At 72.0% G+C, this 24,276-nt stretch carries 21 protein-coding genes; 16 read left to right on the forward strand and 5 right to left on the reverse strand.

What is annotated here, in order from left to right:
• Positions 1–70: 70 nt before the first annotated feature.
• From ACFYZQ_RS04690 to ACFYZQ_RS04735, 10 genes are all read left to right on the forward strand, one after another.
• Positions 71–1,138: an ABC transporter substrate-binding protein gene (locus ACFYZQ_RS04690; RefSeq protein WP_389141527.1), complete on the forward strand. Its 1,068-nt coding sequence runs from the start codon at positions 71–73 to the stop codon at positions 1,136–1,138.
• Positions 1,135–1,986 carry an ABC transporter permease gene (locus tag ACFYZQ_RS04695; protein ID WP_389141529.1) on the forward strand — a complete coding sequence of 284 codons (852 nt, stop codon included), beginning with the start codon at positions 1,135–1,137 and terminating at the stop codon, positions 1,984–1,986. The genes ACFYZQ_RS04690 and ACFYZQ_RS04695 overlap by 4 nt, the downstream gene beginning before the upstream one ends.
• Positions 1,962–2,696 carry an ABC transporter ATP-binding protein gene (locus ACFYZQ_RS04700; RefSeq protein ID WP_389141531.1) on the forward strand — a complete coding sequence of 245 codons (735 nt, stop codon included), beginning with the start codon at positions 1,962–1,964 and terminating at the stop codon, positions 2,694–2,696. The genes ACFYZQ_RS04695 and ACFYZQ_RS04700 overlap by 25 nt, the downstream gene beginning before the upstream one ends.
• A gap of 131 nt (positions 2,697–2,827) precedes the next feature.
• Complete coding sequence (locus ACFYZQ_RS04705) at positions 2,828–4,186, forward strand: LLM class flavin-dependent oxidoreductase (RefSeq protein WP_389141533.1); 1,359 nt, start codon at positions 2,828–2,830, stop codon at positions 4,184–4,186.
• A 13-nt stretch (positions 4,187–4,199) separates the two neighbouring features.
• Positions 4,200–5,105, forward strand: a complete 906-nt coding sequence (locus ACFYZQ_RS04710) for a TauD/TfdA dioxygenase family protein (protein WP_389141535.1) — start codon at positions 4,200–4,202, stop codon at positions 5,103–5,105.
• Between the two features lie 121 nt (positions 5,106–5,226).
• Entirely contained in the window at positions 5,227–6,603 is a 1,377-nt protein-coding gene (locus tag ACFYZQ_RS04715) for an amino acid permease (RefSeq protein WP_389141537.1), read from the forward strand.
• Between the two features lie 103 nt (positions 6,604–6,706).
• Complete coding sequence (locus ACFYZQ_RS04720) at positions 6,707–7,354, forward strand: superoxide dismutase (RefSeq protein WP_389141539.1); 648 nt, start codon at positions 6,707–6,709, stop codon at positions 7,352–7,354.
• 198 nt (positions 7,355–7,552) lie between these two features.
• Entirely contained in the window at positions 7,553–9,733 is a 2,181-nt protein-coding gene (locus tag ACFYZQ_RS04725; RefSeq protein WP_389141541.1) for an MMPL family transporter, read from the forward strand.
• A gap of 5 nt (positions 9,734–9,738) precedes the next feature.
• Positions 9,739–10,926, forward strand: coding sequence for a sensor histidine kinase (locus ACFYZQ_RS04730; RefSeq protein ID WP_389141543.1), 1,188 nt, complete (start codon positions 9,739–9,741; stop codon positions 10,924–10,926).
• Positions 10,923–11,561 (forward strand): response regulator, encoded by a 639-nt coding sequence (locus ACFYZQ_RS04735; protein ID WP_389141545.1) that lies wholly within the window; start codon positions 10,923–10,925, stop codon positions 11,559–11,561. Before ACFYZQ_RS04730 ends, ACFYZQ_RS04735 begins: the two co-directional genes overlap by 4 nt.
• 9 nt (positions 11,562–11,570) lie before the next feature.
• On the opposite strand, the gene ACFYZQ_RS04740 is transcribed toward ACFYZQ_RS04735, so the two are convergent.
• Positions 11,571–12,182: a histidine phosphatase family protein gene (locus tag ACFYZQ_RS04740; RefSeq protein ID WP_389141547.1), complete on the reverse strand. Its 612-nt coding sequence runs from the start codon at positions 12,180–12,182 to the stop codon at positions 11,571–11,573.
• Positions 12,179–13,666 carry an FGGY-family carbohydrate kinase gene (locus tag ACFYZQ_RS04745; RefSeq protein WP_389141549.1) on the reverse strand — a complete coding sequence of 496 codons (1,488 nt, stop codon included), beginning with the start codon at positions 13,664–13,666 and terminating at the stop codon, positions 12,179–12,181. The genes ACFYZQ_RS04740 and ACFYZQ_RS04745 overlap by 4 nt, the downstream gene beginning before the upstream one ends.
• Before the next feature lie 136 nt (positions 13,667–13,802).
• Here ACFYZQ_RS04745 and ACFYZQ_RS04750 point away from each other — a divergent pair, with 136 nt between their 5' ends.
• From ACFYZQ_RS04750 to ACFYZQ_RS04765, 4 genes are read left to right on the forward strand one after another with little or no spacing between them, the layout of a single operon-like run.
• Positions 13,803–14,618, forward strand: coding sequence for a DeoR/GlpR family DNA-binding transcription regulator (locus ACFYZQ_RS04750; protein ID WP_389141551.1), 816 nt, complete (start codon positions 13,803–13,805; stop codon positions 14,616–14,618).
• Positions 14,615–15,643, forward strand: a complete 1,029-nt coding sequence (locus ACFYZQ_RS04755) for a 2-hydroxyacid dehydrogenase (RefSeq protein ID WP_389141553.1) — start codon at positions 14,615–14,617, stop codon at positions 15,641–15,643. The genes ACFYZQ_RS04750 and ACFYZQ_RS04755 overlap by 4 nt, the downstream gene beginning before the upstream one ends.
• Positions 15,644–15,673: 30 nt before the next feature.
• On the forward strand, positions 15,674–17,101 hold the full coding sequence (locus ACFYZQ_RS04760) for an FGGY family carbohydrate kinase (protein ID WP_389141555.1): 1,428 nt from the start codon (positions 15,674–15,676) through the stop codon (positions 17,099–17,101).
• Between the two features lie 56 nt (positions 17,102–17,157).
• Positions 17,158–17,364 (forward strand): hypothetical protein, encoded by a 207-nt coding sequence (locus ACFYZQ_RS04765; RefSeq protein WP_389141557.1) that lies wholly within the window; start codon positions 17,158–17,160, stop codon positions 17,362–17,364.
• 3 nt (positions 17,365–17,367) lie between these two features.
• On the opposite strand, the gene ACFYZQ_RS04770 is transcribed toward ACFYZQ_RS04765, so the two are convergent.
• Positions 17,368–18,030 carry a DsbA family protein gene (locus ACFYZQ_RS04770; protein WP_389141559.1) on the reverse strand — a complete coding sequence of 221 codons (663 nt, stop codon included), beginning with the start codon at positions 18,028–18,030 and terminating at the stop codon, positions 17,368–17,370.
• Between the two features lie 136 nt (positions 18,031–18,166).
• On the opposite strand from ACFYZQ_RS04770, the gene pepN reads away from it, so the two are divergent.
• Together pepN and ACFYZQ_RS04780 are read left to right on the forward strand one after the other, a co-directional pair.
• Complete coding sequence (pepN, locus tag ACFYZQ_RS04775) at positions 18,167–20,755, forward strand: aminopeptidase N (protein WP_389141561.1); 2,589 nt, start codon at positions 18,167–18,169, stop codon at positions 20,753–20,755.
• 195 nt (positions 20,756–20,950) lie between these two features.
• Positions 20,951–22,000: a hypothetical protein gene (locus tag ACFYZQ_RS04780; RefSeq protein ID WP_389141563.1), complete on the forward strand. Its 1,050-nt coding sequence runs from the start codon at positions 20,951–20,953 to the stop codon at positions 21,998–22,000.
• An 83-nt stretch (positions 22,001–22,083) separates the two neighbouring features.
• Here the strand turns inward: ACFYZQ_RS04780 and ACFYZQ_RS04785 are convergent, their stop codons facing one another.
• Together ACFYZQ_RS04785 and ACFYZQ_RS04790 are read right to left on the reverse strand one after the other, a co-directional pair.
• Entirely contained in the window at positions 22,084–23,271 is a 1,188-nt protein-coding gene (locus tag ACFYZQ_RS04785) for a glycosyltransferase (RefSeq protein ID WP_389141903.1), read from the reverse strand.
• Positions 23,272–23,430: 159 nt separating this feature from the next.
• Positions 23,431–24,258 carry an SDR family oxidoreductase gene (locus tag ACFYZQ_RS04790; RefSeq protein ID WP_389141565.1) on the reverse strand — a complete coding sequence of 276 codons (828 nt, stop codon included), beginning with the start codon at positions 24,256–24,258 and terminating at the stop codon, positions 23,431–23,433.
• Positions 24,259–24,276: the final 18 nt, after the last annotated feature.

A 24,276-nucleotide genomic window follows, 5' to 3' on the forward strand; every position in this document is an offset into this window, starting at 1 on the left:
GCCTTCTGCTGCCCGGAATTCCGCCTGCTTTCCCACCTGCTTTGCACAAAACAACTCAGGGAGCACTCCCATGTCTTCTCCGCCCGTTTCCGGGTTTGACCGCCGTCTGTTTCTCACCTCCCTGCTGGGCGCCACCGCGGCTGCCGCGGGGCTCAGCGGATGCGCGGGCGGCAGCGCCGCGGCCGACAACGAGGGCGCGTCCACCAAGCCGCTCGCCGACAGGGTTCCGGCGGGCACCAGCCTGAAGATCGCCTCCTACCTGAACCAGCAGCAGTTGCAGTTCAAGCTGGCGAAGCTGCCCAAGCTGCCGTTCAAGGTGTCGAGCTGGGTGAACATCGGGGCGGGTCCGGACGTCATCAACGCCTTCCGCGCGAAGTCCCTGGACCTCTCCAACAACGCGGGCATCCCCCCGATCCAGGCGCACTACCAGGGCCTGGCCGCGAAGATCGTGGCGATCGACATCACCCGCAAGCCCAACTACCTCTTCGCCACGAAGCCCGGCAGCGACATCCACACCGTCGACGACTTCAAGGGCAGGAAGCTCGCGTTCTCCCAGGGCCAGGCCCAGGGCGTCGTGCTGCTGCGGGCACTGAAGCAGGCGGGTCTGAAGTACGACGACGTGAAGCTGGTCCCGCTGACCAGCAACCAGTTCTTCACCGCCCTGCAGTCCGGGCAGGTGGACGTCGCCCCGCTCGCCATCAACCAGGCCCCCACCTACCTGAAGCAGTACCAGGCCAAGGGCGCCCGCATCATCAAGACGGACGTCGTCGACCTGCTCAACCTGCTGTGGGCGCCGCAGTCCGTGCTGAACGACCCCGCGAAGGCCGCCGCGATCGCCGCCTACATCCCGCAGTGGGCCAAGGGCCTGGTGTGGCAGTACGAGCACCCGGACGTCTGGAACGAGGAGTTCTACGTCAAGACGCAGAACCTGACCCTCGCCCAGGCCAAGGGGATCAGCGATCTCGCCAACAAGCCGCTGTTCCCGCCCAGCTGGGACGAGGCGATCAAATGGGAGCAGGAGACCGCGGATCTGCTCGCCGAGGGCGGCTTCGTGAAGAAGTTCGACGTCTCCTCGCTCTTCGACCACCGCTTCGAGTCCATCGCAGCCAAGGCCGTACCGGCGGAGTACCGGAGGTGAGCGCCGTGACCACCACAGTGAGCGCGACCGCCGTCGCCGGCGCCGAGGCAGAGACCCACCGGGTCCGCCGGCGCCGCCGGCTCTCCCCCGGCCGGCAGCTCCCCGCCGCCCGGCTGATCGGCCCCGCCGTCCTCGTCGCCGTCTGGGCGATCGCCTCCGCCGTCGGAGCCCTCGACCCCGCCGCGATCCCGGCGCCCTGGACGGTGGTGCGGACCACCGGCCACCTGTGGACCGACGGCACCCTCCCCACCGATGTACTGACCTCCCTCAGGCGGGCCGGATACGGCTTCGCGATCGGCCTGACCGCGGGTGTCGTCCTCGCGCTCGTGTCGGGGCTCAGCCGGGTCGGGGAGGCGCTGATCGACGGGACCGTGCAGCTCAACCGGGCGATCCCGACCCTCGGTCTGATCCCGCTGTTCATCCTCTGGCTGGGCATCGGCGAGACCTTCAAGATCGCCATCATCGCGATCGTCGTCTACATCCCGATCTATCTCAACACGCACGCCGCGCTGTCCGGCATCGACAGCCGGTTCGTCGAACTCGCCGAGGTCCAGGGACTGTCGAGGCTCGCGTTCATCCGCCAGGTCGTCATCCCCGGGGCACTGCCCGGATTCTTCGTGGGGCTCCGGCTCGGTGTCACCGGGTCCTGGCTGGGCCTGGTGGTGCTGGAGCAGATCAACGCCACCAGTGGCCTCGGCTACATGATGTTCCAGGCGCAGAACTACGGCCAGACCGACGTCATCCTCGTCGGACTGCTGATCTACGGCATCTTCGGCCTGATCTCCGACAGCGTGGTCCGCATCGTCGAACGGAGGGTGCTGTCGTGGCGCCGCACACTGAGCAGCTGACCCGTCCCGCCGTCCAGCTCCGGGGCCTGACCCGGTCGTTCGCGGGCCGTACGGTCCTCGACGGCATCGACCTCGACCTGCCCGCCGGGCAGTTCACCGCCCTGCTCGGGCACAGCGGCTCCGGCAAGTCGACACTGCTGCGGGCGGTGGCGGGCCTGGACCACGGGGTCGAGGGCAGCGGGCAGCTCACCGCGCCCGAGCGGGTGTCCGTGGTCTTCCAGGACTCGCGGCTGCTGCCCTGGCGCCGGGTCCTGGCCAACGTGCTCCTCGGCACCGAGGGCAAGGACGCCGAGGCACGCGGCCGGGCCGCCCTCGAGGAGGTGGGCCTGGGGGGCCGCGAGCGGGCCTGGCCCGGTGAGCTGTCCGGCGGCGAGGCCCAGCGGGCGGCGCTCGCCCGCTCCCTGGTCCGCGAGCCCGAACTGCTGTTGGCGGACGAGCCGTTCGGGGCGCTGGACGCGTTGACGCGCATCAGGATGCACCATCTTCTCCGGCAGCTCTGGGAGCGGCACAGGCCATCGGTACTGCTCGTCACCCATGACGTGGACGAGGCGATCGTGCTCGCCGACCGGGTTCTCGTCCTCGACTCCGGCCGCATCGGCCTCGACCTGACCATCGACCGCCCGCATCCGCGTTCCTACCGCGAGCCGGTGCTGGGCGAGTACCGGGAGCGACTGCTCGCCGCGCTGGGCGTGACCGAAGACGCGGGGTGAACCCGCCGGCTGCCGTGACCGTCCCTGGGGGCTGCCGCCCCCACACCCCCCTTCGGCCCTGAACGGGCCTCGTCCTCAAACGCCGGACGGGCTGACTGCTCGTACCGGCGCTCGTACGCAAAGGGCACCGCATGACCAGACAGCTCCACCTCAACGCGTTCCTGATGAGCACCGGCCACCACGAGGCGTCCTGGCGGCTCCCGGAGAGCGATCCGTACGCCCACGTGGACCTCGGCCACTACGTCAACCTGGCCCGGATCGCCGAACGCGGCACGTTCGACTCGCTGTTCCTCGCCGACGGCCCCCAGCTCTGGGGCAACCTGGCCCAGCGCCCCGCGGGCGCCCTGGAACCGCTCACCCTGCTGACCGCGCTGGCGACGGCGACCGAGCACATCGGTCTGATCGCCACCGCCTCCACCTCCTACAACTCCCCCTACAACCTGGCCCGCAAGTTCGCCTCCCTGGACATCATCAGCGGCGGCCGGGCCGGCTGGAACATCGTCACCACCGCCGGCGCCGAGGCGGCCCGCAACTTCGGCCTCGACGCCGAGCCCGCGCACGCCGAGCGCTACGCCCGCGCCGCCGAGTTCCTCGACGTGGCCCTGAAACTGTGGGACAGCTGGGAGGACGACGCGATCGTCGCCGACAAGGCGGCCGGGGTCTGGGGCGACGACGCCAAGGTCCATCCGCCCCGGCACAAGGGCACGTACTTCAGCGTCGAGGGCGCCCTCAACGTGCCGCGCTCACCGCAGGGTTACCCGGTCCTCGTCCAGGCGGGCTCCTCCGAGGACGGCAAGGCCTTCGCCGCCCGGTACGCGGAGGCGGTGTTCACCGCCCAGCAGACCATCGAGGACGCGCAAGGCTTCTACGCCGACCTCAAGTCCCGTACGACGGAGGCCGGGCGGAATCCCGAGCACATCAAGGTGCTGCCCGGGATCGTCCCCGTATTCGGCTCCACGGAGGCCGAGGCGCGGGCGAACGAGCAGGTGCTGGAGGACCACATCGTGTACGCGCACGGGGTGGGCCGCCTGGAGAGTCTGCTGCAACTGGAGCCCGGCACCCTGGAGCTGGACGGCCGACTGCCCGCCGACCTGCCTCCCGAGTCCGCCATCGAGGGCGCCAAGAGCCGCTACACGCTCGTGGTGGAGCTGGCCCGGCGCGAACGGCTCACCGTCCGGCAGCTGATCGGGCGGCTCGGCGGCGGGCGCGGGCACCTCACCTTCGCCGGGACGCCGGAACAGGTCGCCGACCAGATCGAGCGATGGTTCACCCAGGGCGCCGCCGACGGCTTCAACATCATGCCGGCCGTGCTGCCCTCCGGTCTGGAGGCGTTCGTGGAGCACGTCGTCCCGATCCTGCGCGCCCGCGGGCTGCTCCGCGGCGAGTACGGCCCCCGCCGCACCCTGCGGGAGCGCTACGGCCTCCCCCGCCCCGCCAACCAGTACCTCTCCGACTCACCCGTCCCCGCTCCCGCACCCGCCCTCGTCTGAAAGGCCCCCATCCATGAGCGACATCCAGATCACCAAGGTCACCGCCAACATCGGCGCCCAGGTCTCCGGCATCGACATCTCCAAGCCCCTCGACCTGGAGAGCGTCGCCGCGATCCGCGAGGCCCTCAACATCCACAAGGCGCTGGTCTTCGACGACGTGCACCTCGACGACGAGGGCCAGCAGGCCTTCGCCCGCCACTTCGGCGACCTGACCACCGCCCACCCGACGGTCGGCGCCGTCGAGGGCGCCCCGAACGTGCTGCCCGTGGACAGCGAGCGCGGCCGCGCCAACCACTGGCACACCGACGTCACCTTCGTCCTCAATCCCCCGCAGGCCAGCACCCTGCGCTCCATCACGATCCCGCCGTACGGCGGCGAGACCCTGATCGCCAGCTCGGCCGCCGCCTACCGCGACCTGCCCGAGCCGCTGCGCCGGCTGGCCGACGGCCTGTGGGCGGAGCACACCAACGACTACGACTACGCGGTGCCCGACGAGGCGATCGACGAGGAGAAGGCCGCGCAGCGCGCCCAGTTCACGTCCATCAAGTACCGCACCGCCCACCCGGTGGTCCGCGTGCACCCCCTGACCGGGGAACGCGGCCTGTTCATCGGCGGATTCGCGCAGCGGATCGTCGGCCTGTCGACCGGCGAGTCCCGGAAGATCCTCGACCTGCTCCAGACGTACGTCACCCGCCCGGAGAACGTCCTGCGCTGGCGCTGGTCGCCCAACCAGCTGGTCCTGTTCGACAACCGCATCACGCAGCACTACGCCATCGACAACTACGACGGACAGCCGCGCCGCCTGAACCGGGTGACCGTCGCCGGTGACGTTCCGGTCGGCGTCGACGGCAAGGAGAGCTACTCGATCGAGGGCGACGCCTCGCACTACACGCCCGTACAGACACCCGTGGCCGCGTAACCGTACGCACACCGTCCGTACGCCGGATGTCCGGATGCTGGGCGGCTCCTTCGCGTGAGTGGAGGGGCCGCCCACACTGTGGGCGTTTTTGCCCATCTATTGCACTGGACGAGCCGCGCCCATGCCCCGCACCACCGTCAACGCTCCACCGGAGTCGGACACTTCCCTCTCCCACGGTCTCAAACAGCGCCACCTGTCGATGATCGCCCTCGGCGGCGTGATCGGCGCGGGCCTGTTCGTCGGCTCCGGCGCGGGCATCGCCGCCGCCGGGCCGTCGATCGTCGTCGCCTACACCCTCTCCGGCCTCCTGGTGATGCTGGTGATGCGGATGCTGGGCGAGATGTCGGCCGCGTACCCGTCGTCGGGCTCGTTCTCCGCGCACGCCGAGCGGGCGATCGGCCCGTGGGCGGGCTTCGCCGCGGGCTGGTCGTTCTGGGTGCTGCTGTGCACGGCGGTCGGCCTGGAGGGCATCGGCGCCGCGCACATCGTCACCGGCTGGCTGCCGGGCACCCCCGAGTGGGCCTGGGTGGCCCTGTTCATGGTGGTGTTCTGCGGCACGAACCTGGCCGCCGTGAAGAACTTCGGCGAGTTCGAGTTCTGGTTCGCCGCGCTGAAGGTCGGCGCGATCAGCCTCTTCCTGATCCTCGGCGTGCTGGCCGTCGCGGGCGTGCTGCCCGGCACCGACTCCCCCGGGGCCGCCAACCTCACCGACTTCCTCCCGAACGGCGGCGAGGGCCTGGTCGTCGGCCTGCTCGCCTCCGTGTTCGCGTACGGCGGCCTGGAGACCGTCACCATCGCGGCGGCCGAGTCGGAGGACCCGGTGCGGGGCGTCGCCGGCGCCGTCCGCACGGCGATGTGGCGGATCGCGCTGTTCTACATCGGCTCGATGGCCGTGGTCGTCACCCTCGTCCCCTGGGACTCCGCGGCAGTTGTCGAGAAGGGCCCGTACGTCGCCGCCCTCGACCGGCTGGGCATCCCGGGCGCCGGCCAGTTGATGAACGTCGTCGTGCTGGTGGCCCTGCTGTCCGCGATGAACGCCAACGTCTACGGCTCCTCCCGCATCGCCCACTCCCTCGTCATGCGCGGCCAGGGCCCGGGGCTGCTGGCGAAGGTATCCGGCGGGGTGCCGCGCGTCGCCGTGCTGACCTCCTGCGTCTTCGGTTTCGTCTGCGTGCTGCTGAGCTACTGGCGGCCGGACGACGTCTTCCCCTGGCTGCTGAACATGATCGGCGCGGTCATCCTGATCGTCTGGGTCTTCATCGCCGTCTCCCAACTGCTGCTGCGCCGCCGAGTGGAGCGGGAGGCACCGGAGAAGCCGGCCGTCCGGATGTGGGCGTTCCCGGTGCTGACCTGGGTGGCGCTGGCGGCCATGGCGGCGGTCTTCGTCCTGATGGCCCGCGAGCCCGACACGCGGGTGCAGCTCTACTCCTCCGGCGGCATGACCCTGTTCCTGGCGGCGGTCGGCTACATCCGGCAGCGGGCGCGCGCCAAATCCTGACCCGTTCCCGCCCCGAAAAGCCCCCGCGGTACACCCGCGGGGGCTTTTCGTTGCTAGCGTGCAGTTGCAAGCTATGTGCAATAAGCTTTCGAGGGGACCCGCCATGCCCGTCTACACGCTGCCCGACCTGCCCTACGACTACTCCGCGCTCGCCCCCGTGATCAGCCCCGAGATCATCGAGCTGCACCACGACAAGCACCACGCGGCCTATGTGAAGGGCGCCAACGACACGCTCGAGCAGTTGGCGGAGGCGCGGGACAAGGAGTCGTGGGGCTCGGTCAACGGCCTGGAGAAGAACCTGGCCTTCCATCTCTCCGGGCACATCCTGCACTCGATCTACTGGCAGAACATGACGGGCCCGAAGGACGGCGGCGGCGAGCCGCTGGCGCAGGACGGCGTGGGCGAGCTGGCGGACGCGATCACCGAGTCCTTCGGCTCCTTCGCGGGCTTCAAGACACAGCTCTCCAAGGCCGCGGCCACCACCCAGGGCTCCGGCTGGGGCGTGCTGGCGTACGAACCGCTCAGCGGCCGTCTGATCGTCGAGCAGGTCTACGACCACCAGGGCAACGTCGGCCAGGGCTCGGTCCCGGTCCTGGTCTTCGACGCCTGGGAGCACGCCTTCTACCTCCAGTACCGCAACCAGAAGGTCGACTTCATCGAGGCGATGTGGCAGGTCGTCAACTGGCAGGACGTCGCCCGCCGCTACCAGGCCGCGAAGTCCCGCGCGGACGTACTGCTGCTCGCGCCCTGACGGACGGCGCGCGCACCGATCGTCCCGCCTCGTGATCGTCTTCTCACCCTTCACGACGGCGGGCGGCACAAGGGAGACCCCCGTGAGGACGTGACTCACGGGGGTTTTCCCCTCCTTCGGCGTCCACCGATCGGTGGACGCCGAGTTCAGCCGAGTACCCGTGTCCCCCAACTACCTTGCACAGCAAGGCTGAGGGGCATGAAATCACTGACTGTGCGCATAGCGTGCTGGAGTGCGCGGCACCCTTGGAAGGCGGTCGTCGGCTGGGTGCTGTTCGTGGCGTTGTGCCTGGGTGTCGGCGGCGGCGTCGGCACTCATGAGGCGACGACCGCGGACTACCGGGTCGGCGAGGCCGGCCGGGCCGAGGCCATGGCGGCCGAGGGGCACCTGGAGCGGCTGTCCGCCGAGCAGGTGCTGATCTCGGCGCGGTCCGGCCCTCTGGGCGACCGGGCCGCATCCGCAGCGCGGGAGCTCACCGCCCGGATGAAGCGACTGCCCGAGGTCGCGGGCGTGGCCGCCCCGGTGCGGTCCTCGGACGGCCGCGTCCTCATGGTCGAGGTGTCCATCAGGGGCGAGGAACGGGACGCGGACGACAAGGTCGACGCGCTGGTCGCGCAGACCACCGCCACCCAGAAGGCCCACCCGGAGCTGCTGCTCCAGGAGACCGGCTCCGCCTCGACCAGCAAGGGGGTCGACCAGCAGCGCGACGACGACCTGGCCCTCTCCGAGAAGATCACGCTGCCGGTCACCCTGCTCACCCTGCTGGTCGTCTTCGGTTCGGTCACCATGGCCGCCGTACCGCTGCTGCTCGCGCTGTCGTCGATCGCGGCGGCCGTGGGACTGTCGATGGTCGCCTCGCATCTGACCCCCGACACCGGGGTGGGCACCAATGTGATCCTGATGATCGGGCTGGCGGTCGGCGTCGACTACACGCTCTTCTACCTCAAGCGGGAACGGGAGGAACGGGCCCGCTCGGGCGGGCGGTTGAGCAGCGAGGCCCTGGTGGAGCTGGCGGCGGCCACCTCCGGGCGGGCGGTCGTGGTCTCCGGGCTCGCGGTAGTCGCCTCCACCGCCACCCTGTACCTGGCCTCCGACGTGATCTTCTCCTCGCTCGCCACGGGCACCATCGTGGTCGTCCTGGTCGCGGTGGCCAGCTCGCTGACCGCGCTGCCCGCCCTGCTGACCCTGCTGGGCCGGCGGTCCGAGCGCCGGGCACTGCGGCGGGCCGTGCGGGGCAAGCCCTCCCGGCGGATCCGGAGCGAGGACGGCGGCCGGTTCTGGTCGGCGCTGCTGCGGCCCGCCGCCCGGCACCCGCTGGCCACGCTGTGCTGCTCGCTCCTCGCCCTGCTCGCCCTGGTCCTCCCACTGACCGGTCTGAAGATCACCGAGATGAGCCGGGACACGCATTCCCGCGCGATCCCCGCGATGCGGGTCTACGACCGGCTCAACGAGGCGTTCCCCGAGCAGCGGGTCACCCACCAGGTCGTCGTACGGGCCGACGCCTCGCGGGCCGCGGAGGTCGGCGCAGCACTGCGCGCCCTGGCCCGGCGGGCCGCCGCCGACCCACTGTTCACCGACGCGTCCCGGATCCGGGTCTCCGCCGACCACCGGATCACCACCCTGGAGCTCAAGGTGCCCCACCTGGGCAACTCCCGGCAGGCGGACGCCTCCCTGGACCACCTCCGGCACGACTACCTGCCCGCCACCGTCGGCGAGGTCGCGGGCGCCGAGTACGGCGTGACCGGCGACGTCGCCCGCTACACCGACTATCCGGCCCACCAGAACGGCAAACTCCCGCTCGTTCTGGGCGCGTTGCTCCTGGTGACGTTCCTGATGACCCTGTACGCGTTCCGCTCCGTCGTCCTCGGTCTGATCGGCGTCACCCTCAACGTGCTGTCCGCGGCGGCGGCGCTCGGTCTGCTCGTGCTCGTCTTCCAGCACAGCTGGGCCGAGGGGCTGCTCGGCTTCCACTCCACCGGGTCGATCGGCTCGCGCGTGCCGCTGTTCCTGTTCGTCATCCTCTTCGGACTGTCCATGGACTACCAGGTGTTCGTGGTGAGCCGGATCCGTGAGGCGGTCCTCGCCGGCACCCCGACCCGGCAGGCGGTGCTCGACGGGATCCGCCGGTCGGCGAGCGTGGTGACCAGCGCGGCCGTGATCATGACGACGGTCTTCGTGAGCTTCGTCTTCCTGCACATCATCGAGATGAAGCAGATCGGCTTCGTCCTGGCGGCGGCCGTCCTGCTGGACGCGTTCGTCGTACGGATCCTGATCCTGCCCGCGGTACTGCTGCTGCTCGGCGAGCGGAGCTGGTGGCCGGCGAGGGGTGCGCGAACCGTGGAACTCCCCGCCGAGAACACGCTCGTCGACGTACGTTGACGGGTATGACCGCTCTCGCCGGGTCCTCCACCGACGCCTTATGGGCCGTGTCCCTGCGCAGATGGAACGCCGTGTGCTGGGTACTGTTCGCCGCGATGGCCGTCGGGATCACCACGGGCGCCGGTGGGAGCAGGTACGCGGCGCTCGCGCTGCTCGGCAGCGTGGCGCTGAGCTTCGCGGTACTGCACCGCTTCCCGGACAACCCCGTCGTACGTCCGCACGGCTACCTCGCGGTGCTGGTGCTGGCACTCGGCGGGCTGGCGTACCTGAACACCAGCTATGCGGCGCTGTTCATGGTGACGTTGCCGCACTACTGGATGTTCGGGCGGACGCCGAGGATCTCCCTGGGATTCCTCGGACTGGCCACCGCAGCCACGCTGACCTGCGGCTGGGTGCGGCAGGGCTGGTCGGGCGAGTTCTTCGGCGAGACCGTCGTGGGCACGTTGATCGTGGTGGCGGTGGGCATGCTGATCGGGCTGTGGGTGCGAGCGGTGGTCGAGCAGAGCACCGAACGCGCCCGGCTGATCGTCGAGTTGGAGCGCACCCAGGCCGAGCTGTCCGAGGCGCACCAGCGGCAGGGCGCGGCGGACGAGCGGGAGCGGATGGCCCGGGAGATCCACGACACCCTCGCGCAGGGCTTCGCGTCCATCGTGGTCCTCGCCGAGGCCGCCCGGGCCGGGCTCGTCACCGATCCCGCCCGGACCGCCAGGCAGTTGCGGTCCATCGAGTCCACCGCGCGGGAGAACCTCGCCGAGGCCCGGGAACTGGTCGGCTCGGGCGGGGAGCCGAGAGGCGCGGCGGCGGGATCCGTGGCGGACACCCTGCGCCGGATCCTGGCCCGGTTCGCGGAGGACACCGGGCTCACCGTGGAGGCCGAACTGGCCGACCTCGTCTGCGACCAGCCGACCCGGATCGCGGTGCTGCGCTGCACCCAGGAGTCCCTGGCCAACGTGCGCAAGCACGCCCGCGCGTCCACCGTGGGCGTGGTGCTGGCCCAGCGGCCGTACGGGGTGGAACTGGAGGTCACCGACGACGGCACCGGGTTCGTCGTGGAGGCGTCGGCGGGGTTCGGCCTCGACGGTATGCGCAAGCGGCTGGCCGAGCTGGGCGGCCGGTTGACGGTGACCAGTTCGGTCGGGGACGGGACACGGATCCTGGCGGTACTGCCGTCGGGCGGGGAGGGGGCGGCATGAGCGGGGACAGGCTGCGGGTCGTCGTGGTGGACGACCATACGGTGATGCGGGCGGGGGTGGTCGCTCTGCTCGGCGGCGAGGAGGGCATCGAGATCGTCGGCGAGGCGGGCGACGGCCGCGCGGCCCTCGACCTGGTGGCCCGTCACGACCCGGACGTGGCCCTGGTCGACCTGCGGATGCCGAAGCTGGACGGGGTCGCCACGACCACCGAGATCGTCGCCCGCCACCCGCGCACCAGGGTGCTGATCCTCACGACGTACGACACCGACGCCGACATCGAGCGGGGTGTCGAGGCCGGTGCCATCGGCTATCTGCTGAAGGACACCACCCGGGAGCAGCTCGCCGAGGCGATCCGGGCGGCGGCACGCGGGGAGACGGTGCTGGCGCCCCGGGTCGCGGAGAAGCTGGTCGCGCGGATGCGGCGCCCGGTGCAGGAGCCGCTGACCGCCCGCGAGACAGATGTCCTGGGCGCGGTCGCCGACGGACTGACCAACGCCGAGATCGGCCGCCGCCTGGTCATCTCGGAGGCAACCGTCAAGACCCATCTGCTGCGGCTGTTCGCCAAGCTGGACGTGAACGACCGGACGCGGGCGGTGGTGGTGGCGATGGAACGGGGGCTGCTGCGACGGCCCTGAGAGCCAGGCCTACGGTTCGCAGGGCACGTTGAGCGACAGCAGCGACGTGGTGCGCCCGTCGATGCGGAGCTCGCTGATCGCCGCGTTCACCAGGCGCGGGAACACCCGGCGGTATGTGCCGAGCGGGATGGACAGCAGCGAGCACAGCACCAGCCGGAACAGGGTGTTGTGGGCGACGACGAGGACGCGCTCCCCGGGGTGGGCGGCGGCGATGCGGCGCAGGGCGGCGGTTCCGCGCCCGGCGGCGGCCAGGGGGTCCTCGGCGCCCGGGAAGGGGTGGGCGACCGGGTCGGCGCGGTAGGCGTCCGCTGCGGCGGGGTCCTCGGCCGCGAACTCGGCCAGCGTACGGCCCTCCAGTACCCCGAAGTCGCACTCCCGCAGGTCCGGTTCGCGCCGGGGGGTGAGTCCGAGGGCGCGGCAGGCGGGCTCGGCGGTGGTGACGGCCCGGGAGAGGGGGGAGGTGACGATCGCGTCGACCGGGTGCGCGGCGGCCCACCGGCCGAGCGCCTCGCCCTGGGCGCGGCCGGTGTCGGTGAGGGCGATGTCGCTGACCCCGGCGTAGCGGTTCTCGGCGTGCCAGACGGTCTGCCCGTGCCGGGCCAGGAGGAGGGTGGTCGTCATGACTCGGCAGTATCCCTCTCGAGGCGGGCGCGGGCGTGCGCGGCGACCGGGCCGGGCAGCCAGCCCCGTGTCCGGAGCTCGTCGACGAGGCGGGCGTACGGTTCGGTGAAGCGGGCGGTGTGTCCCGGGCGGGGTTCGACGACCGAGCGGATGCGGACCATGCGGTCGGTGACCCCGGTGAGCGTGGGCGCGGCCCCCGTGCCGTAGGCGGCCAGTGCGGCCATACCCAGGGCGGGTTCGGTCAGTTCGGGTACTCGGGCGGGGCGGCCCAGGACGTCGGCGCGGAGCTGGTTCCAGTAGGCACTGCGGGCGGCTCCGCCGGTGAAGGTGAGGGGGCCGTCGAGGGGGGCGCCGAGGTGGTGGAGGTAGTCCAGGCAGAGGCGTTCGGTGAAGGCGACGCCCTGCAGGAGGGCCGCCCACAGGTCGGCGTCCGACACCGGGTCCCCGAGGAGGAGGGCGGTGGCGTTCGGGGCGCGGAACGGGAAGCGTTCGCCCGGTGAGACGAGCGGGTAGGTGACCGCGTTCGACGGTTCGAAGGCGGCGGCGCGGGCGTCCAGTGCGGCCGGGTCGGCGCGTGGGAAACGCGCGGTCAGCACTCCCGCGCCGACGCTGGAGGCGCCGCCGGGCAGCCAGTTCCCGTCCGGCGCACGGTGGTTGTAGACCACGCCCGCGGGGTCGTGGACCGGCTCGGCGGTGGCGCCCTTGAGCACCAGGGTCGTACCCAGCACCGAGTTCCAGGCGCCCGTGCGCAGCGCCCCGGAGGCGATCTGTGCCGCGCACCCGTCGGTCATGCCCGCGATGACGGGCGTGCCGGCGGGGATGCCGGTGGCCTCGGCGGCGGCCGGGCAGACCTCGCCGAGGCGGGTGCCGGGGCGTACGACGCCGGGGAGCGCGTCCGCCGGGAGGCCGGGGACGTCCGGCCAGGTGTCGCGCCGGAGGTCGTACCCGGTCTTGAGGGCGTGGCTGGAGTCGGTGGGGACCGGGTGGCCGACGAGCCGGGCGTTGATCACGTCGGGCTGGTGGGCGGCCTTCGCGCCGCCCGCCTTTCCGCCGTCGCCTTTCGCGCCGCCTCCGCCGCTCTTTCCGCCGCCGACGTTGCGGAGCAGCCACAGCACCTTGGGCAGCGCCCAGGTGTCCTGCACCGCGAGCCCGGCGTTCCGCAGCCGCGCCGCCTCCGCCCAGGCCCGTCCGTCGTCGTACATCAGCGCGGGCCCGTCCGTGTCCGTCAGCAGCACGGTCCCGGAGGTGCCGCACACCGCCAGCCCGTCGACATGGTTCACCCCGGGCAGTGCCTGCTGGGTGGCGGCGCACACCGCCTCCCACCACTCCCCCGGGTCCTGCTCGTGCCGCGGCCCGTCCCGCCGGTCTCGCCGCAGCGGCGCGGACCCGCGGCCGACGACCGTGCCGTCGCCCGTCACGAGGAGGGCGCGCACACCCTGCGTCCCCAGGTCGATGCCCAGCCACGCCCCGGCCCCGGACCCCATCCGGACCTCCCGCACATCGCGATGCTCCCTGTGAACTTCCCACCCTGCACTGAGATTTCACCCAGCACGAGGGGTTGACCGCCTTCTTTCGCTGTTACACGCTCTGTTATCGGGTCGACTCGAGGTGTGGAAACCGATGAGCAGCAGCAACGCACAGCAGGGCCCCGCGGCCCGCCAGGCCGCCATGGCCGAACTCGTACTGGCCGACGGCTCGGCCACCGCGGCGGACCTGGCCGAGCGGTTCGGGGTGAGTCTGATGACCATCCACCGGGATCTCGACGAACTCGAACGGCAGGGTGTGGTGCGGAAGTTCAGGGGCGGTGTGACCGCGCAGCCGTCGGGGGTGTTCGAGTCGAACGTGCAGTACCGGCTGAAGACCATGCGGGCGCAGAAGGCGGCGATCGCCGAGCACGCGCTGGGACTGGTCGAGCCGGGTATGGCGGTCCTCCTTGACGACTCCACGACCGCGCTGGAGCTGGCGCGCCGGCTCCGCCGGGCCGACATCACCCCGCTCACCGTCGTCACCAACTTCCTGGAGGCGATCAACCTCCTCGCCGACCGGCGCGGCATCCGTCTGATGGCGCTCGGCGGCGATTACGACCCGCTGCACTCCTCCTTCCTCGGGGTGTCCTGCGTGGAGGCGGTGCAGCAGCTGCGGGTGGACGTGTGCTTCGCGTCGACGTCGGCCGTCCACGGGGGCCACGCCTACCACCAGGAGCAGCACATCGTCTCCGTGAAGCGGGCGATGCTCGACTCGGCCGCCCGTAACGTCCTGCTGGTCGACCACACCAAGCTGGGCCGGGTCGCCCTGCACCGGGTCGCCCCGCTGGCCCGATTCGACCTGCTGCTCGTGGACGACGGAGCCTCGCCCGAGGCGCTGCGCGACCTGGACGAACACAAGGTGCCGTACGAGGTGTGCGTCACGCGTCCGGAGGAGGGCGGGGAGCGATGACCCCGGTCGGCAGCGTCCGGGTCGTGGCCGCCGGTGACCACTTCGTCCTGCCGTCACTGATCAGTGACGCGGTCCGCCGGGAAGCCGCCTGCGAGGTACGGGAGTTGATTCTCGGCTGGCCCCTGGAGCCGTTCGGCCCGGTCGCCGAGGTCGGCGAGGCGAGCGACGCCGAGGACGAGCTGATCGACGCGCTCGGGGACGCGGAGGTGCTGGTGACCCAGATGGGCCCGGTGACCGCGCGCGTCCTCGCCGCCTGCCCCCGGCTGCGGCTGGTCGTGGTCTGCCGGGGCGGCCCGGTCAACGTCAACCTGGACGCGGCCAGGGCCCATGACGTCCGGGTGTGCTTCGCGCCCGGCCGCAACGCCGCCGCCACCGCCGAGTTCACCGTCGGTCTGCTCCTCGCCGCCCTGCGCCGCATCCCGCAGGCGCACGAACTGCTGACCAGGCAGGGAAGTTGGGCCGGCGCGGCCTACTACACCTACGAGCACAGCGGCCTGGAGCTGGAGGACCTGCCGGTCGGCCTGGTCGGGTACGGGGCGGTGGGCAGCCGGGTCGCCCGGGTGCTGTGCGCCTTCGGGGCACGGGTGATGGTGTACGACCCGTATGTGCGCGGGGAGGTGCACGGGTTACGGCTGGCGTCCCTGGACGAGCTGCTGCGCCGCTCCCGGGTGATCACCCTGCACGCCCGGCTCACCGAGGAGACCCGCGGGATGGTCGGCGCCCGCGAGCTGGCGCTGCTGCCGCCCGGCGCGGTGGTGGTGAACGCGGCGCGCGGTCCGCTGCTGGACGAGGACGCGCTGTGCGACGCGCTGGAGAGCGGCCGGCTGTCGGCGGCGGCCCTGGACACCTACGCGGTCGAGCCGCTGCCGGAGCGATCCCGGCTGTCCGCCCTGGCCGAGCGGGTCGTACTGACGCCGCACCTGGGCGGGGCGAGCCGGGCGGTGGCCGAGAAGGCGGCGCGGATCGCGGCGGCGGAGGTGGGGCGCTGGGTGCGCGGGGAGCCGCTGGCGCACTGTCTGACGTGACGGCCGTACAGCTCGTACCGGGGAGGGGTCATGTACATCGGGATCGATGTGGGCACGTCCATGGTGAAGGCCGCCGCGTTCGACGGCTCCGGACGCCAACTGGCCGTCGAGGCCCGCCCGGTGGGATTGGAGCTGCGCGGCGGGCACGTGGAGCAGGACATGGCGGAGGTGTACGGGGCGGTCGTCGCCGTGCTCGGCGCGCTGACCGCCCGGGTGCCCGGGCCGGTGGAGCTGGCCGGGCTGACCGGGCAGGGCGACGGGGTGTGGCTGGTCGACGCCGAGGGCCGGCCGGTGCGGCCGGCGGCCTCCTGGATGGACGGGCGGGCACACGAACTCCTCGACCAGTGGCTGGCGGACGGCACCTTCGAGGCGGTTTTCCGGCGGACCGGCAGCGCGATGTTCCCGGGGTGTCCGGGCCCGCTGCTGGCCTGGTTCGACCGGTACGAGCCCGGGTCGCTGGACGCCGCGGCGGCGGCCGTCTACTGCAAGGACATGGTCTTCCAGCGCCTGACGGGCGCGACCCGGGCGGTGACGGACGTGTCGGACGCGTCGATGCCGTTCCTCGACCCGCGCACCCGCTCCTACGACAACCGGGTGGTCGAGCTGCTGGGCCTGACCCACCGCAGGCGCCTGCTCACTCCCGTCAGCGACCTGGTGGCCCTGGGGCAGGCCCGCGGGGAGGGCCTGCCGGCCGGCACCCCGATCGCGAACGGCCCGTACGACCTGCCCGCCTGTGCGCTCGGCGCCGGAGTAACCCGTCCGGGCGACGGCCTGCTGATCGTCGGCACCTGTCTGGCGAGCCTGGTCGCCACCACCGACCTGGACCTGGCCGGCGAACCGGCCGGCCTGTACATCTCCACCGACCGCCCCGGCCACCGGCTGCGGGCGATGCCCGCGATGGTCGGCACGGCGGCCCTGGACTGGGTGCTGTCCACGACGGGCGTCCACCACGACGAGGTGGACGCCCTGCTGGCGGACACCCCGCCGGGCGCGCACGGCGTCCGGGTGCTCCCCTACTTCGCACCCTCCGGCGAGCGCGCCCCCTTCGTCGAGCCCCGGCTGCGTGCCGAACTCACCGGCATCAGCCTGGAGTCCACCCCGGCCGATCTGGTCCGCGCGACCTGCGAGGGCATCGGCTACGCGGCCCGGCACTGCCTGGCGGCGGCCGGTCTGACGGGAACGCTCGCGGTGTGCGGCGGCGGCACCCGCAGCCCCGCCTGGATGCGGCTGCTGGCGGACGTCCTGGGCCGCCCGTTACGCGTGGTCGAGGGCGAGGTGGGCGCCCGCGGCGCGGTGCTGGCGGCGGCCGAGCGGTACGGGGTGGCGCTGGACGCGGACGCCTGGACCCGGCCGGCGCTCGTGGTGGAGCCGGACGCCGACCGGGCGGTGCAGTACGCGAAGGGCTACGAGGAGCACCTGGAGCGGCTGGCCGGGGCGAGGGACCGGGCGCGGCGGTGACCGCGGGCCCGCCCGCGCCGTTGGAGTCCGTGTCCGTGTCCTACGGAAGGCGGTCCATGGAGTTCAAGCGATGCCCGAGCTGCGGCGGCCCACTGCAGGCGTTCCGCCCGCTCACCGACGAGGAGAAGGAACACGTCCGCAAGGAGAAGCGGAACCACCCGCCCGAGGCCTACGTCCGCTGCACCCGGGAGGGCTGCCGCCGGTACCAGCGCAACTGGAACTGGACCGACGGCGGCTGGTTTCCCCCTCCCGAGGAGACCTGACGGTCAGAGGTTGCTGAAGTCCGGTCCCTTGGTCCGGCTGCGCTTGAGCTCGTAGAAGCCGGGGACGGAGGCGACCGCGAGGGTGCCGTCCCACAGGCGGGCGGCCTCCTCGCCCTTGGGGGCGGGGGTGACGACGGGGCCGAAGAAGGCGATCTGCTCTCCGTCGGGGCCCGGCACCGCGATGACCGGGGTGCCGACGTCCTGGCCGACCTTCTCGATGCCCTCCTTGTGGGAGGCGCGCAGTTCGGCGTCGAACTCGAAGTCCTCCTGCTCGGCGTAGTCGATCAGGTCGGCGGGCAGGCCGGCGTCCTCCAGGGCGCCCGCGATGGCCTCCAGGGTCGGGCCCTCGCCGTTGTTGTGGAAGCGGGTGCCGAGCGCGGTGTAGAGCGGGCCGAGGACGTCGTCGCCGTGCTTCTGCCAGGCGGCGGTCACCACCCGGATCGGCTTCCACGCCTTGGTCTCGAGCAGCTCGCGGTACTCCTCGGGCAGCTCGTCCAGCCGGTTCTCGTTCAGCACGCCCAGGCTCATGATGTGCCAGCGGATCTCGATGTCGCGGACCTTCTCCACTTCCAGCACCCACCGGGAGGTCATCCAGGCCCAGGGGCACAGCGGGTCGAACCAGAAGTCGACGGGGGTCTTGCCGGAGGCGGTCGTGGTCTCGGACATGGCTCTCCTCGGAAAACGGGTCGTTTAAAGCCTCAACAACATGTCCGCCGACGTATTCCCGGTGTCCGGCGTCAGGGGCGCATGGCAGGATCGATGCTGTTCAGCCGTGTGTCCGACGATGAGGGAGCTGCCGCCCGTGCCCGGTGAGAATCTGTCCCGTGACGAGGCCCGGGAGCGGGCCGCCCTGCTGTCCGTCGACGGGTACGAGGTGTCCCTGGACCTGCGGTCCGCGGTCGGTGACGGGGACCCCGAGGGCGGGGTGCCGCGTACCTTCCGCTCGGTCACCACCATCCGGTTCCGCTGCAACGAGCCGGGCGCCTCCACCTTCGCCGACCTGATCGCCCCGAGCGTGACCGCCGTCACGCTCAACGGGAAGGACCTGGATCCGGGTGAGGTCTTCGACGGCTCCCGGATCGCCCTGGAGGACCTGGCCGCCGAGAACGAGCTGACGGTGGACGCCCACTGTGCCTACTCCCGTACCGGCGAGGGCCTGCACCGCTTCGTCGACCCGGAGGACGGCGAGGTCTACCTCTACACCCAGTACGAGCCGGCCGACTCCCGCCGGGTGTTCGCGAACTTCGAGCAGCCGGACCTCAAGGCCCCCTTCCGCTTCGAGGTGCGCGCGCCGGAGGGCTGGACGGTGTGGAGCAACGGCGCCGGCGAGCTCACCGACGGCGTCTGGCGTTTCGCGGAGACGAAGCCGATCTCCACGTACATCACGTGCGTGGTCGCGGGCCCGTACCACTACGTGACGGACCTCTACACGCGCACCTTCGAGGACGGCACCCGGCTGGAGATCCCGCTCGGCGCCATGTGCCGCAAGGGTCTCGCCCCCTACTTCGAGGCCGACGACGTCTTCCTGATCACCAAGCAGGGCCTGGACTTCTTCCACGACCACTTCGACTACCCGTACCCCTTCGGGAAGTACGACCAGGCGTTCGTGCCCGAGTACAACCTCGGCGCGATGGAGAACCCGGGGCTGGTGACCTTCCGCGAGGAGTACATCTTCCGCGGGAGGGTGACGCGGGCGTCGTACGAGAGCCGGGCCAACGTCATCCTGCACGAGATGGCGCACATGTGGTTCGGTGACCTGGTCACCATGGAGTGGTGGGACGACCTGTGGCTCAAGGAGTCCTTCGCGGACTTCATGGGCACGTTCGCCAGCGTCGGCGCGACCCGTTTCGACGACGCCTGGATCACGTTCGCCAACCGCCGCAAGGCCTGGGCCTACCGGGCCGACCAGCTGCCCTCCACCCACCCCATCACCGCCGACATCCGCGACCTGCAGGACGCCAAGCTCAACTTCGACGGCATCACCTACGCCAAGGGCGCCTCCGTGCTGAAGCAGCTCGTGGCGTACGTCGGCCGGGACGCCTTCCTGGAGGGCGCCCGCCGCTACTTCAAGCGCAACGCCTACGGCAACACGCGCCTCGGCGACCTGCTGTCGGTCCTGGAGGAGACCAGCGGCCGGGACCTGACCGCCTGGGCACGCTCCTGGCTGCAGACGGCCGGGGTCAACTCGCTCACCCCGCAGGTGCTGCTCGACGCGGAGGGCCGGATCGACGAGCTGGCCGTGCTCCAGGAGGCGCCGGAGTCCCACCCCGAGCTGCGCCCGCACCGGGTGGCGGTGGGCCTGTACCGGCGTACGCCTGCGGGCGCGCTGGAGCGGTACGCGCGCGTGGAGACGGACGTCGAGGGACCGCGGACGGTGGTCGCCGAGCTGACGGGTGCCGAAGCACCGGAGCTCGTGCTCGTCAACGACGACGACCTCACGTACTGCAAGATCCGCTTCGACGAGGCCTCGCTGGCGGCCCTCCGGGAGCACCTGGGCGCGCTCACCGACCCACTGGCCCGCGCCCTGTGCTGGTCGGCGCTGTGGAACATGACCCGGGACGCGCTGCTGCCCGCCCGGGACTTCGTCGGCCTGGTGCTGCGGTTCGCGGGCCGGGAGTCCGAGATCGGCGTGGTGCAGATGCTGCATGCCTGGGCGGAGTCGGCGCTGGTCCACTACGCGGCCCCGGACTGGCGGCCGACCGGCGAGCGGCTGCTGTCCGAGGGCGCCCTGCGGGAGCTGCGGCAGGCCGAACCGGGCAGCGAGCACCAGCTGGCGTGGGCACGGTTCTTCGCGTCGGCGGCCACCGGCGAGGAGGACCTGGCGCTGCTGAAGGACCTGCTGGACGGCACCGACGGGATCGAGGGGCTGGAGTTGGACCAGGAGCTGCGCTGGGCGTTCCTGGAGCCGCTCGCCGCGCACGGGGTGGCCGACGAGGGCGTACTGGCGGCCGAACTGGCCCGCGACGACACGGCGTCCGGCAAGCGCCACCAGGTCCGCTGCCTGGCCGCCCGCCCGTCGGCGGCGGTGAAGGCGCAGGCCTGGGCTCAGGTCGTGGAGTCCGACGTGCTGTCCAACGCCCTGGTGGAGGCCACCATCGCGGGCTTCGACCAGCCCTCGCAGCGGGAGCTGACGGCGCCGTACGCGCAGAAGTACTTCGCGGCGATCGAACGGGTGTGGACCGAGCGGTCCATCCAGATCGGCATGGACGTGGTCCGGGGTCTGTTCCCGTCCTTCCAGGACTCGCCGGCGACCCTGGCGGCGACGGACGCGTGGCTGGCCGCGCACCCGGACGCGGCGCCCGCCCTGCGCCGGCTGGTGCTGGAGGCCCGGGACGACCTGGCCCGGGGGCTGCGCGGACAGGAGTGCGATGCGACGGCAGCCTTGGCCTGAGGTCGGCCGGTCGGTGACCGTTACGGAATTCAGGCAATAAGAGCCGTAACCCCTGGTCCGCACCCGAACGGACCAGGGGTTTTCGCTGTCTACTCGGCACCCGAACACCCGTCCTTTAGTACCGGCTTGTCCGCATTCGTCGACGAGCGTGTAACAGCGGTTAAGAGGCGGACGGGACAAGGGAATCGGGAGATCATGACGCACAACACCCCGCTCTCCCCCCGCCCCCTGAGCCACCTCTCCGAGGTGCACCGCCGGGTGACGACCACGGCCCTGCTCCGCTCCCACGGCGTCACCGCCGCCGAACTGAACGAACAGTGCCGCCCCGGCGGCCCCTGGCAGTTGCTGCTGCCCGGTGTCACCCTGCTCCACCCCGGCCCGCCGACCAGCGAGGAGCGCCTGCACGCGGCGCTGATGTACGCGGCGAAGGAGCCGGCGCCGGCAGCGACGCCGGGAGTGCCCACCCAGCCCAGCGCGGACTCGCCCCACCGCCCGGTGTACGCGGACGCGATGGTCACGGGCCTGGCGGCGCTGACCCTGCACGGCTTCACGTCGACGCCCGCACTGCTCTCCCTGGAGCACATCGACGTCCTGGTCCCCCGGCTGCGCCGGCTGCGTTCCGCGGGCTACGTCCACGTCGTCCGCACGTCCGACATGCCCGCTCCGCGCCAGGTGACGGGCCTGCCGGTGGCGCCGGTGCCGCGCGCCCTGGCGGACGCGGTGGCCGGGCTCACGGACGCGGCTGTGGTGCGCCGGCTGCTGACGGAGGCGGTACGGGCGGGCCACTGCGAACCGGCGGCCGTGGTGCGGGAACTGACCCGGGCGGAGCTGCTCACCCGCCCGCACGTGGTGGGCGCGGTGGACTCGCTGCTCGCGGAGGGCCGGGCCGTCGCCGAGGGCCGCCTGTACCGGATGGTGCGCGAGCACGGCCTGCCCGACCCGGTCTGGAACGTCGACCTCCGCCTCGCCGGCGGCCCCCACCTTGGCGGCGTGGACGCCTACTGGCCCGAGCAGGCGGTCGCGGTGGAACTGGACACGCGGGCCCCCCGGCAGGAGGAGGACGCGATGTGGTCCGAGTACGGCCGCAAGCGGGAGCACCTGGAGCGGCTGGGCATCACGGTCGTCCACATCACCCCGAAGAAGCTCCGCGAGTCCCTCGGACAGCAGGCGGCGGTCGTCCGCACCGCCCTGATGGCGGCGGCGGACCGCGAACCGGCCGCGCACGTCGTGGTGCTGCCCCGGTAGTGGGGACGGGACGGCACCAGGAGGGGAGAGGAGGGGCCATCGGACGGGTTCGGCGTCCGATGGCCCCTCCTCGTTGTCCGCGGCTACGCCACCCGCGCCCCGGCGTGGGAAGCGTGGACCCGCTCGAGCAGCGCCGCGTACGCCGCGATCATCCGCGTACGGCTGAACCGCTCACGGCTGCGGGCCAGGACCGGTGCGAAGACGGCACGCCCGGCGATCGCACTGGTCCAGCCCAGAGCGACGGCACCCGGATCCGCAGGCGTGACGAAGCCGTGCCCGGCGACGATGGACGCGCTGTCGCCGACGTCCGTCGTGACCGGCACGGCGCCGCACATCATGCCCTCGATGAGACAGAGCGGGGCCGCCTCCCCGGAGACCGAGGTGAGGGCGACGACGTCGGCAGCCGCGTACACGGCCTCCATGTCCCGCCGCACCCCGAGCAGGTGCACGCGCTCGCGGAGCGCCTGCTCGTCGGCCCCGAAGGCGCAGGCGATGTCCGCACGGAGGGCCGGGTTGCCCTCGGTCATCCCGGCGCCGCACATCAGCACGTGCCCGCCACCCTCGCGCGCCAGCCACTCGCGGGCGGCACGCAGGAAGAGGGGGACGTTCTTCATGGTGGCGTACCGGGCGGCGAAGACGACCACGGGCGCGGCGGCAGGGATCCCGAGCGAGGCACGGAACGCGACCCGCGCGGCGGGATCGGGCCGGAACCGCAGCAGATCGACCCCGTTCGGAATCACGTGCAGCAGCTCGGCCGGAATCCCGGCGGCGCGGTACGCGTCCCGGGTGGACTCGGCGCAGCACACGCACGCGACGACCGTGCCGTCGGCGATGGCGGCCTTGAGTTCGTCGAGGGCCTCGCCCTGGTTCTCGGGGTCGGAGCGGTGCAGGCACACGACGACCGGCCGGCGCGGCAGCCCGCCCTGGTTCAGCAGCGCGAGCGGCTGCTCCTTGAGGGAGAGGATCACGTCGGCCCCGGCCATGGCGCGAGCCGTTTCGGCCAGCTCGGGTCCGCTGAAAACAGACGCCGCGACAGAGCCGTCGACCAGCCCGGCACTGCGCCCGAGTGACGTGACCTCGACACCACTCGCCGTGAGCGAGCGGTAACAGGTGTCGTCCTCCATGCGCTGCCGGGTGGCCTCGCGGTGCACCTCACCATGGATACTCAGCACCCGGTGATACTGCTGGCCGCCCTCGCCGAGCCCCAGCACCACATCACTGTGGACGATCCGGGCGCCGCCGGAGAAGAATCCCTCGTAGACCGAGAGCACACGCAGTCCGTGCCTCGCGCGCACATGACCACCCGCCTTGCACAAGATCGAGCCATCCCCGTGAAGAGCGGGTTAGCCGATATGAGGCGGTACGGACGTTTCATACGGATGAACGGGGCATCTCGTATCGAAGTCGGCTCAGTTACACCCGCTCGCCGCTCACCGGAACGCCACGGCGTTCCGCGCCGCCCACTGCGCGAAGGTGCGCGGGGCCCGCCCCAGAACCCGTTCCACATCGGTGCTGACCTGCTGTTCTTCCGGCATGGGGGTGCCCAGCAGGGCCAGCGTGCCGGCCACCACCGGCGGCGGCATGAAGGCGGACATCTGCGCCTCGGCCTCCTCCCGCGTCTGCTCGACGAAGCCGACGGGCTCACCGAGCGCCGTCGCCAGGGCGGCCGCCCGCTCGCGCGGGGTCGTGGGCGCGGGGCCGGTGAGGGTGTAGGTCGCTCCGGCGTGTTCGGAACCGTCCGCCCGCAGGACCGCCGCGGCCACCGCCGCCACGTCGTCGGGGTCGACGAAGGGCAGACCCACGTCACCGAAGGGCGCCGCTGCCTTGCGGTGCAGACGGACCGGCTCGACCCAGGCCAAGGCGTTCGACGCCAGCCCGCCGGAGCGCAGCACCGTCCACTCCAGACCGGACTCCCGCACAGCCGCCTCGAAGCGGGCGGCATGCGCGTACACCTGCGGACGGGTGCCGGCCCCCTGGCTGGAGAGCAGCACCAGCCTGCGTACGCCCGCCGCCTTGACCGCGCCCACAAGTCCCTGCGGGTCCTCCCCCGCCACCAGCAGGAACACGGCCTGCGCGCCTTCGAGGGCGGGGCGCAGGCTCTCGGGGTCACCGAGGTCGGCGGCCACCGCGCGGCCCCCGGGCGGGACGTCCGTCTCCGTGATCCGGCGGGCCACACCGGTCACCGGCTCCCCCGCCTCCGTCAGCAGCCGCACCAATGTCCGGCCGACGTTGCCGGTGGCGCCCGTCACGACGATCATGTGATCTCCCAGCGACTT

Source organism: Streptomyces sp. NPDC001843 (genome assembly GCF_042891955.1).
Classification (GTDB): Bacteria; Actinomycetota; Actinomycetes; order Streptomycetales; family Streptomycetaceae; genus Streptomyces.

Bases quoted from the DNA above. Each gene is read 5' to 3' on its own strand.
- ACFYZQ_RS04725 (WP_389141541.1), top strand. From the start codon at position 7,553: ATGAAATCACTGACTGTGCGCATAGCGTGCTGGAGTGCGCGGCACCCT.
- ACFYZQ_RS04710 (WP_389141535.1), top strand. From the start codon at position 4,200: ATGAGCGACATCCAGATCACCAAGGTCACCGCCAACATCGGCGCCCAG.
- ACFYZQ_RS04705 (WP_389141533.1), top strand. From the start codon at position 2,828: ATGACCAGACAGCTCCACCTCAACGCGTTCCTGATGAGCACCGGCCAC.
- ACFYZQ_RS04715 (WP_389141537.1), top strand. From the start codon at position 5,227: ATGCCCCGCACCACCGTCAACGCTCCACCGGAGTCGGACACTTCCCTC.
- ACFYZQ_RS04755 (WP_389141553.1), top strand. From the start codon at position 14,615: ATGACCCCGGTCGGCAGCGTCCGGGTCGTGGCCGCCGGTGACCACTTC.
- ACFYZQ_RS04730 (WP_389141543.1), top strand. From the start codon at position 9,739: ATGACCGCTCTCGCCGGGTCCTCCACCGACGCCTTATGGGCCGTGTCC.
- ACFYZQ_RS04770 (WP_389141559.1), bottom strand. From the start codon at position 18,030: ATGTCCGAGACCACGACCGCCTCCGGCAAGACCCCCGTCGACTTCTGG.
- ACFYZQ_RS04760 (WP_389141555.1), top strand. From the start codon at position 15,674: ATGTACATCGGGATCGATGTGGGCACGTCCATGGTGAAGGCCGCCGCG.
- ACFYZQ_RS04780 (WP_389141563.1), top strand. From the start codon at position 20,951: ATGACGCACAACACCCCGCTCTCCCCCCGCCCCCTGAGCCACCTCTCC.
- ACFYZQ_RS04735 (WP_389141545.1), top strand. From the start codon at position 10,923: ATGAGCGGGGACAGGCTGCGGGTCGTCGTGGTGGACGACCATACGGTG.
- ACFYZQ_RS04720 (WP_389141539.1), top strand. From the start codon at position 6,707: ATGCCCGTCTACACGCTGCCCGACCTGCCCTACGACTACTCCGCGCTC.
- ACFYZQ_RS04745 (WP_389141549.1), bottom strand. From the start codon at position 13,666: ATGGGGTCCGGGGCCGGGGCGTGGCTGGGCATCGACCTGGGGACGCAG.
- ACFYZQ_RS04765 (WP_389141557.1), top strand. From the start codon at position 17,158: ATGGAGTTCAAGCGATGCCCGAGCTGCGGCGGCCCACTGCAGGCGTTC.
- ACFYZQ_RS04740 (WP_389141547.1), bottom strand. From the start codon at position 12,182: ATGACGACCACCCTCCTCCTGGCCCGGCACGGGCAGACCGTCTGGCAC.
- ACFYZQ_RS04790 (WP_389141565.1), bottom strand. From the start codon at position 24,258: ATGATCGTCGTGACGGGCGCCACCGGCAACGTCGGCCGGACATTGGTG.
- ACFYZQ_RS04690 (WP_389141527.1), top strand. From the start codon at position 71: ATGTCTTCTCCGCCCGTTTCCGGGTTTGACCGCCGTCTGTTTCTCACC.
- ACFYZQ_RS04750 (WP_389141551.1), top strand. From the start codon at position 13,803: ATGAGCAGCAGCAACGCACAGCAGGGCCCCGCGGCCCGCCAGGCCGCC.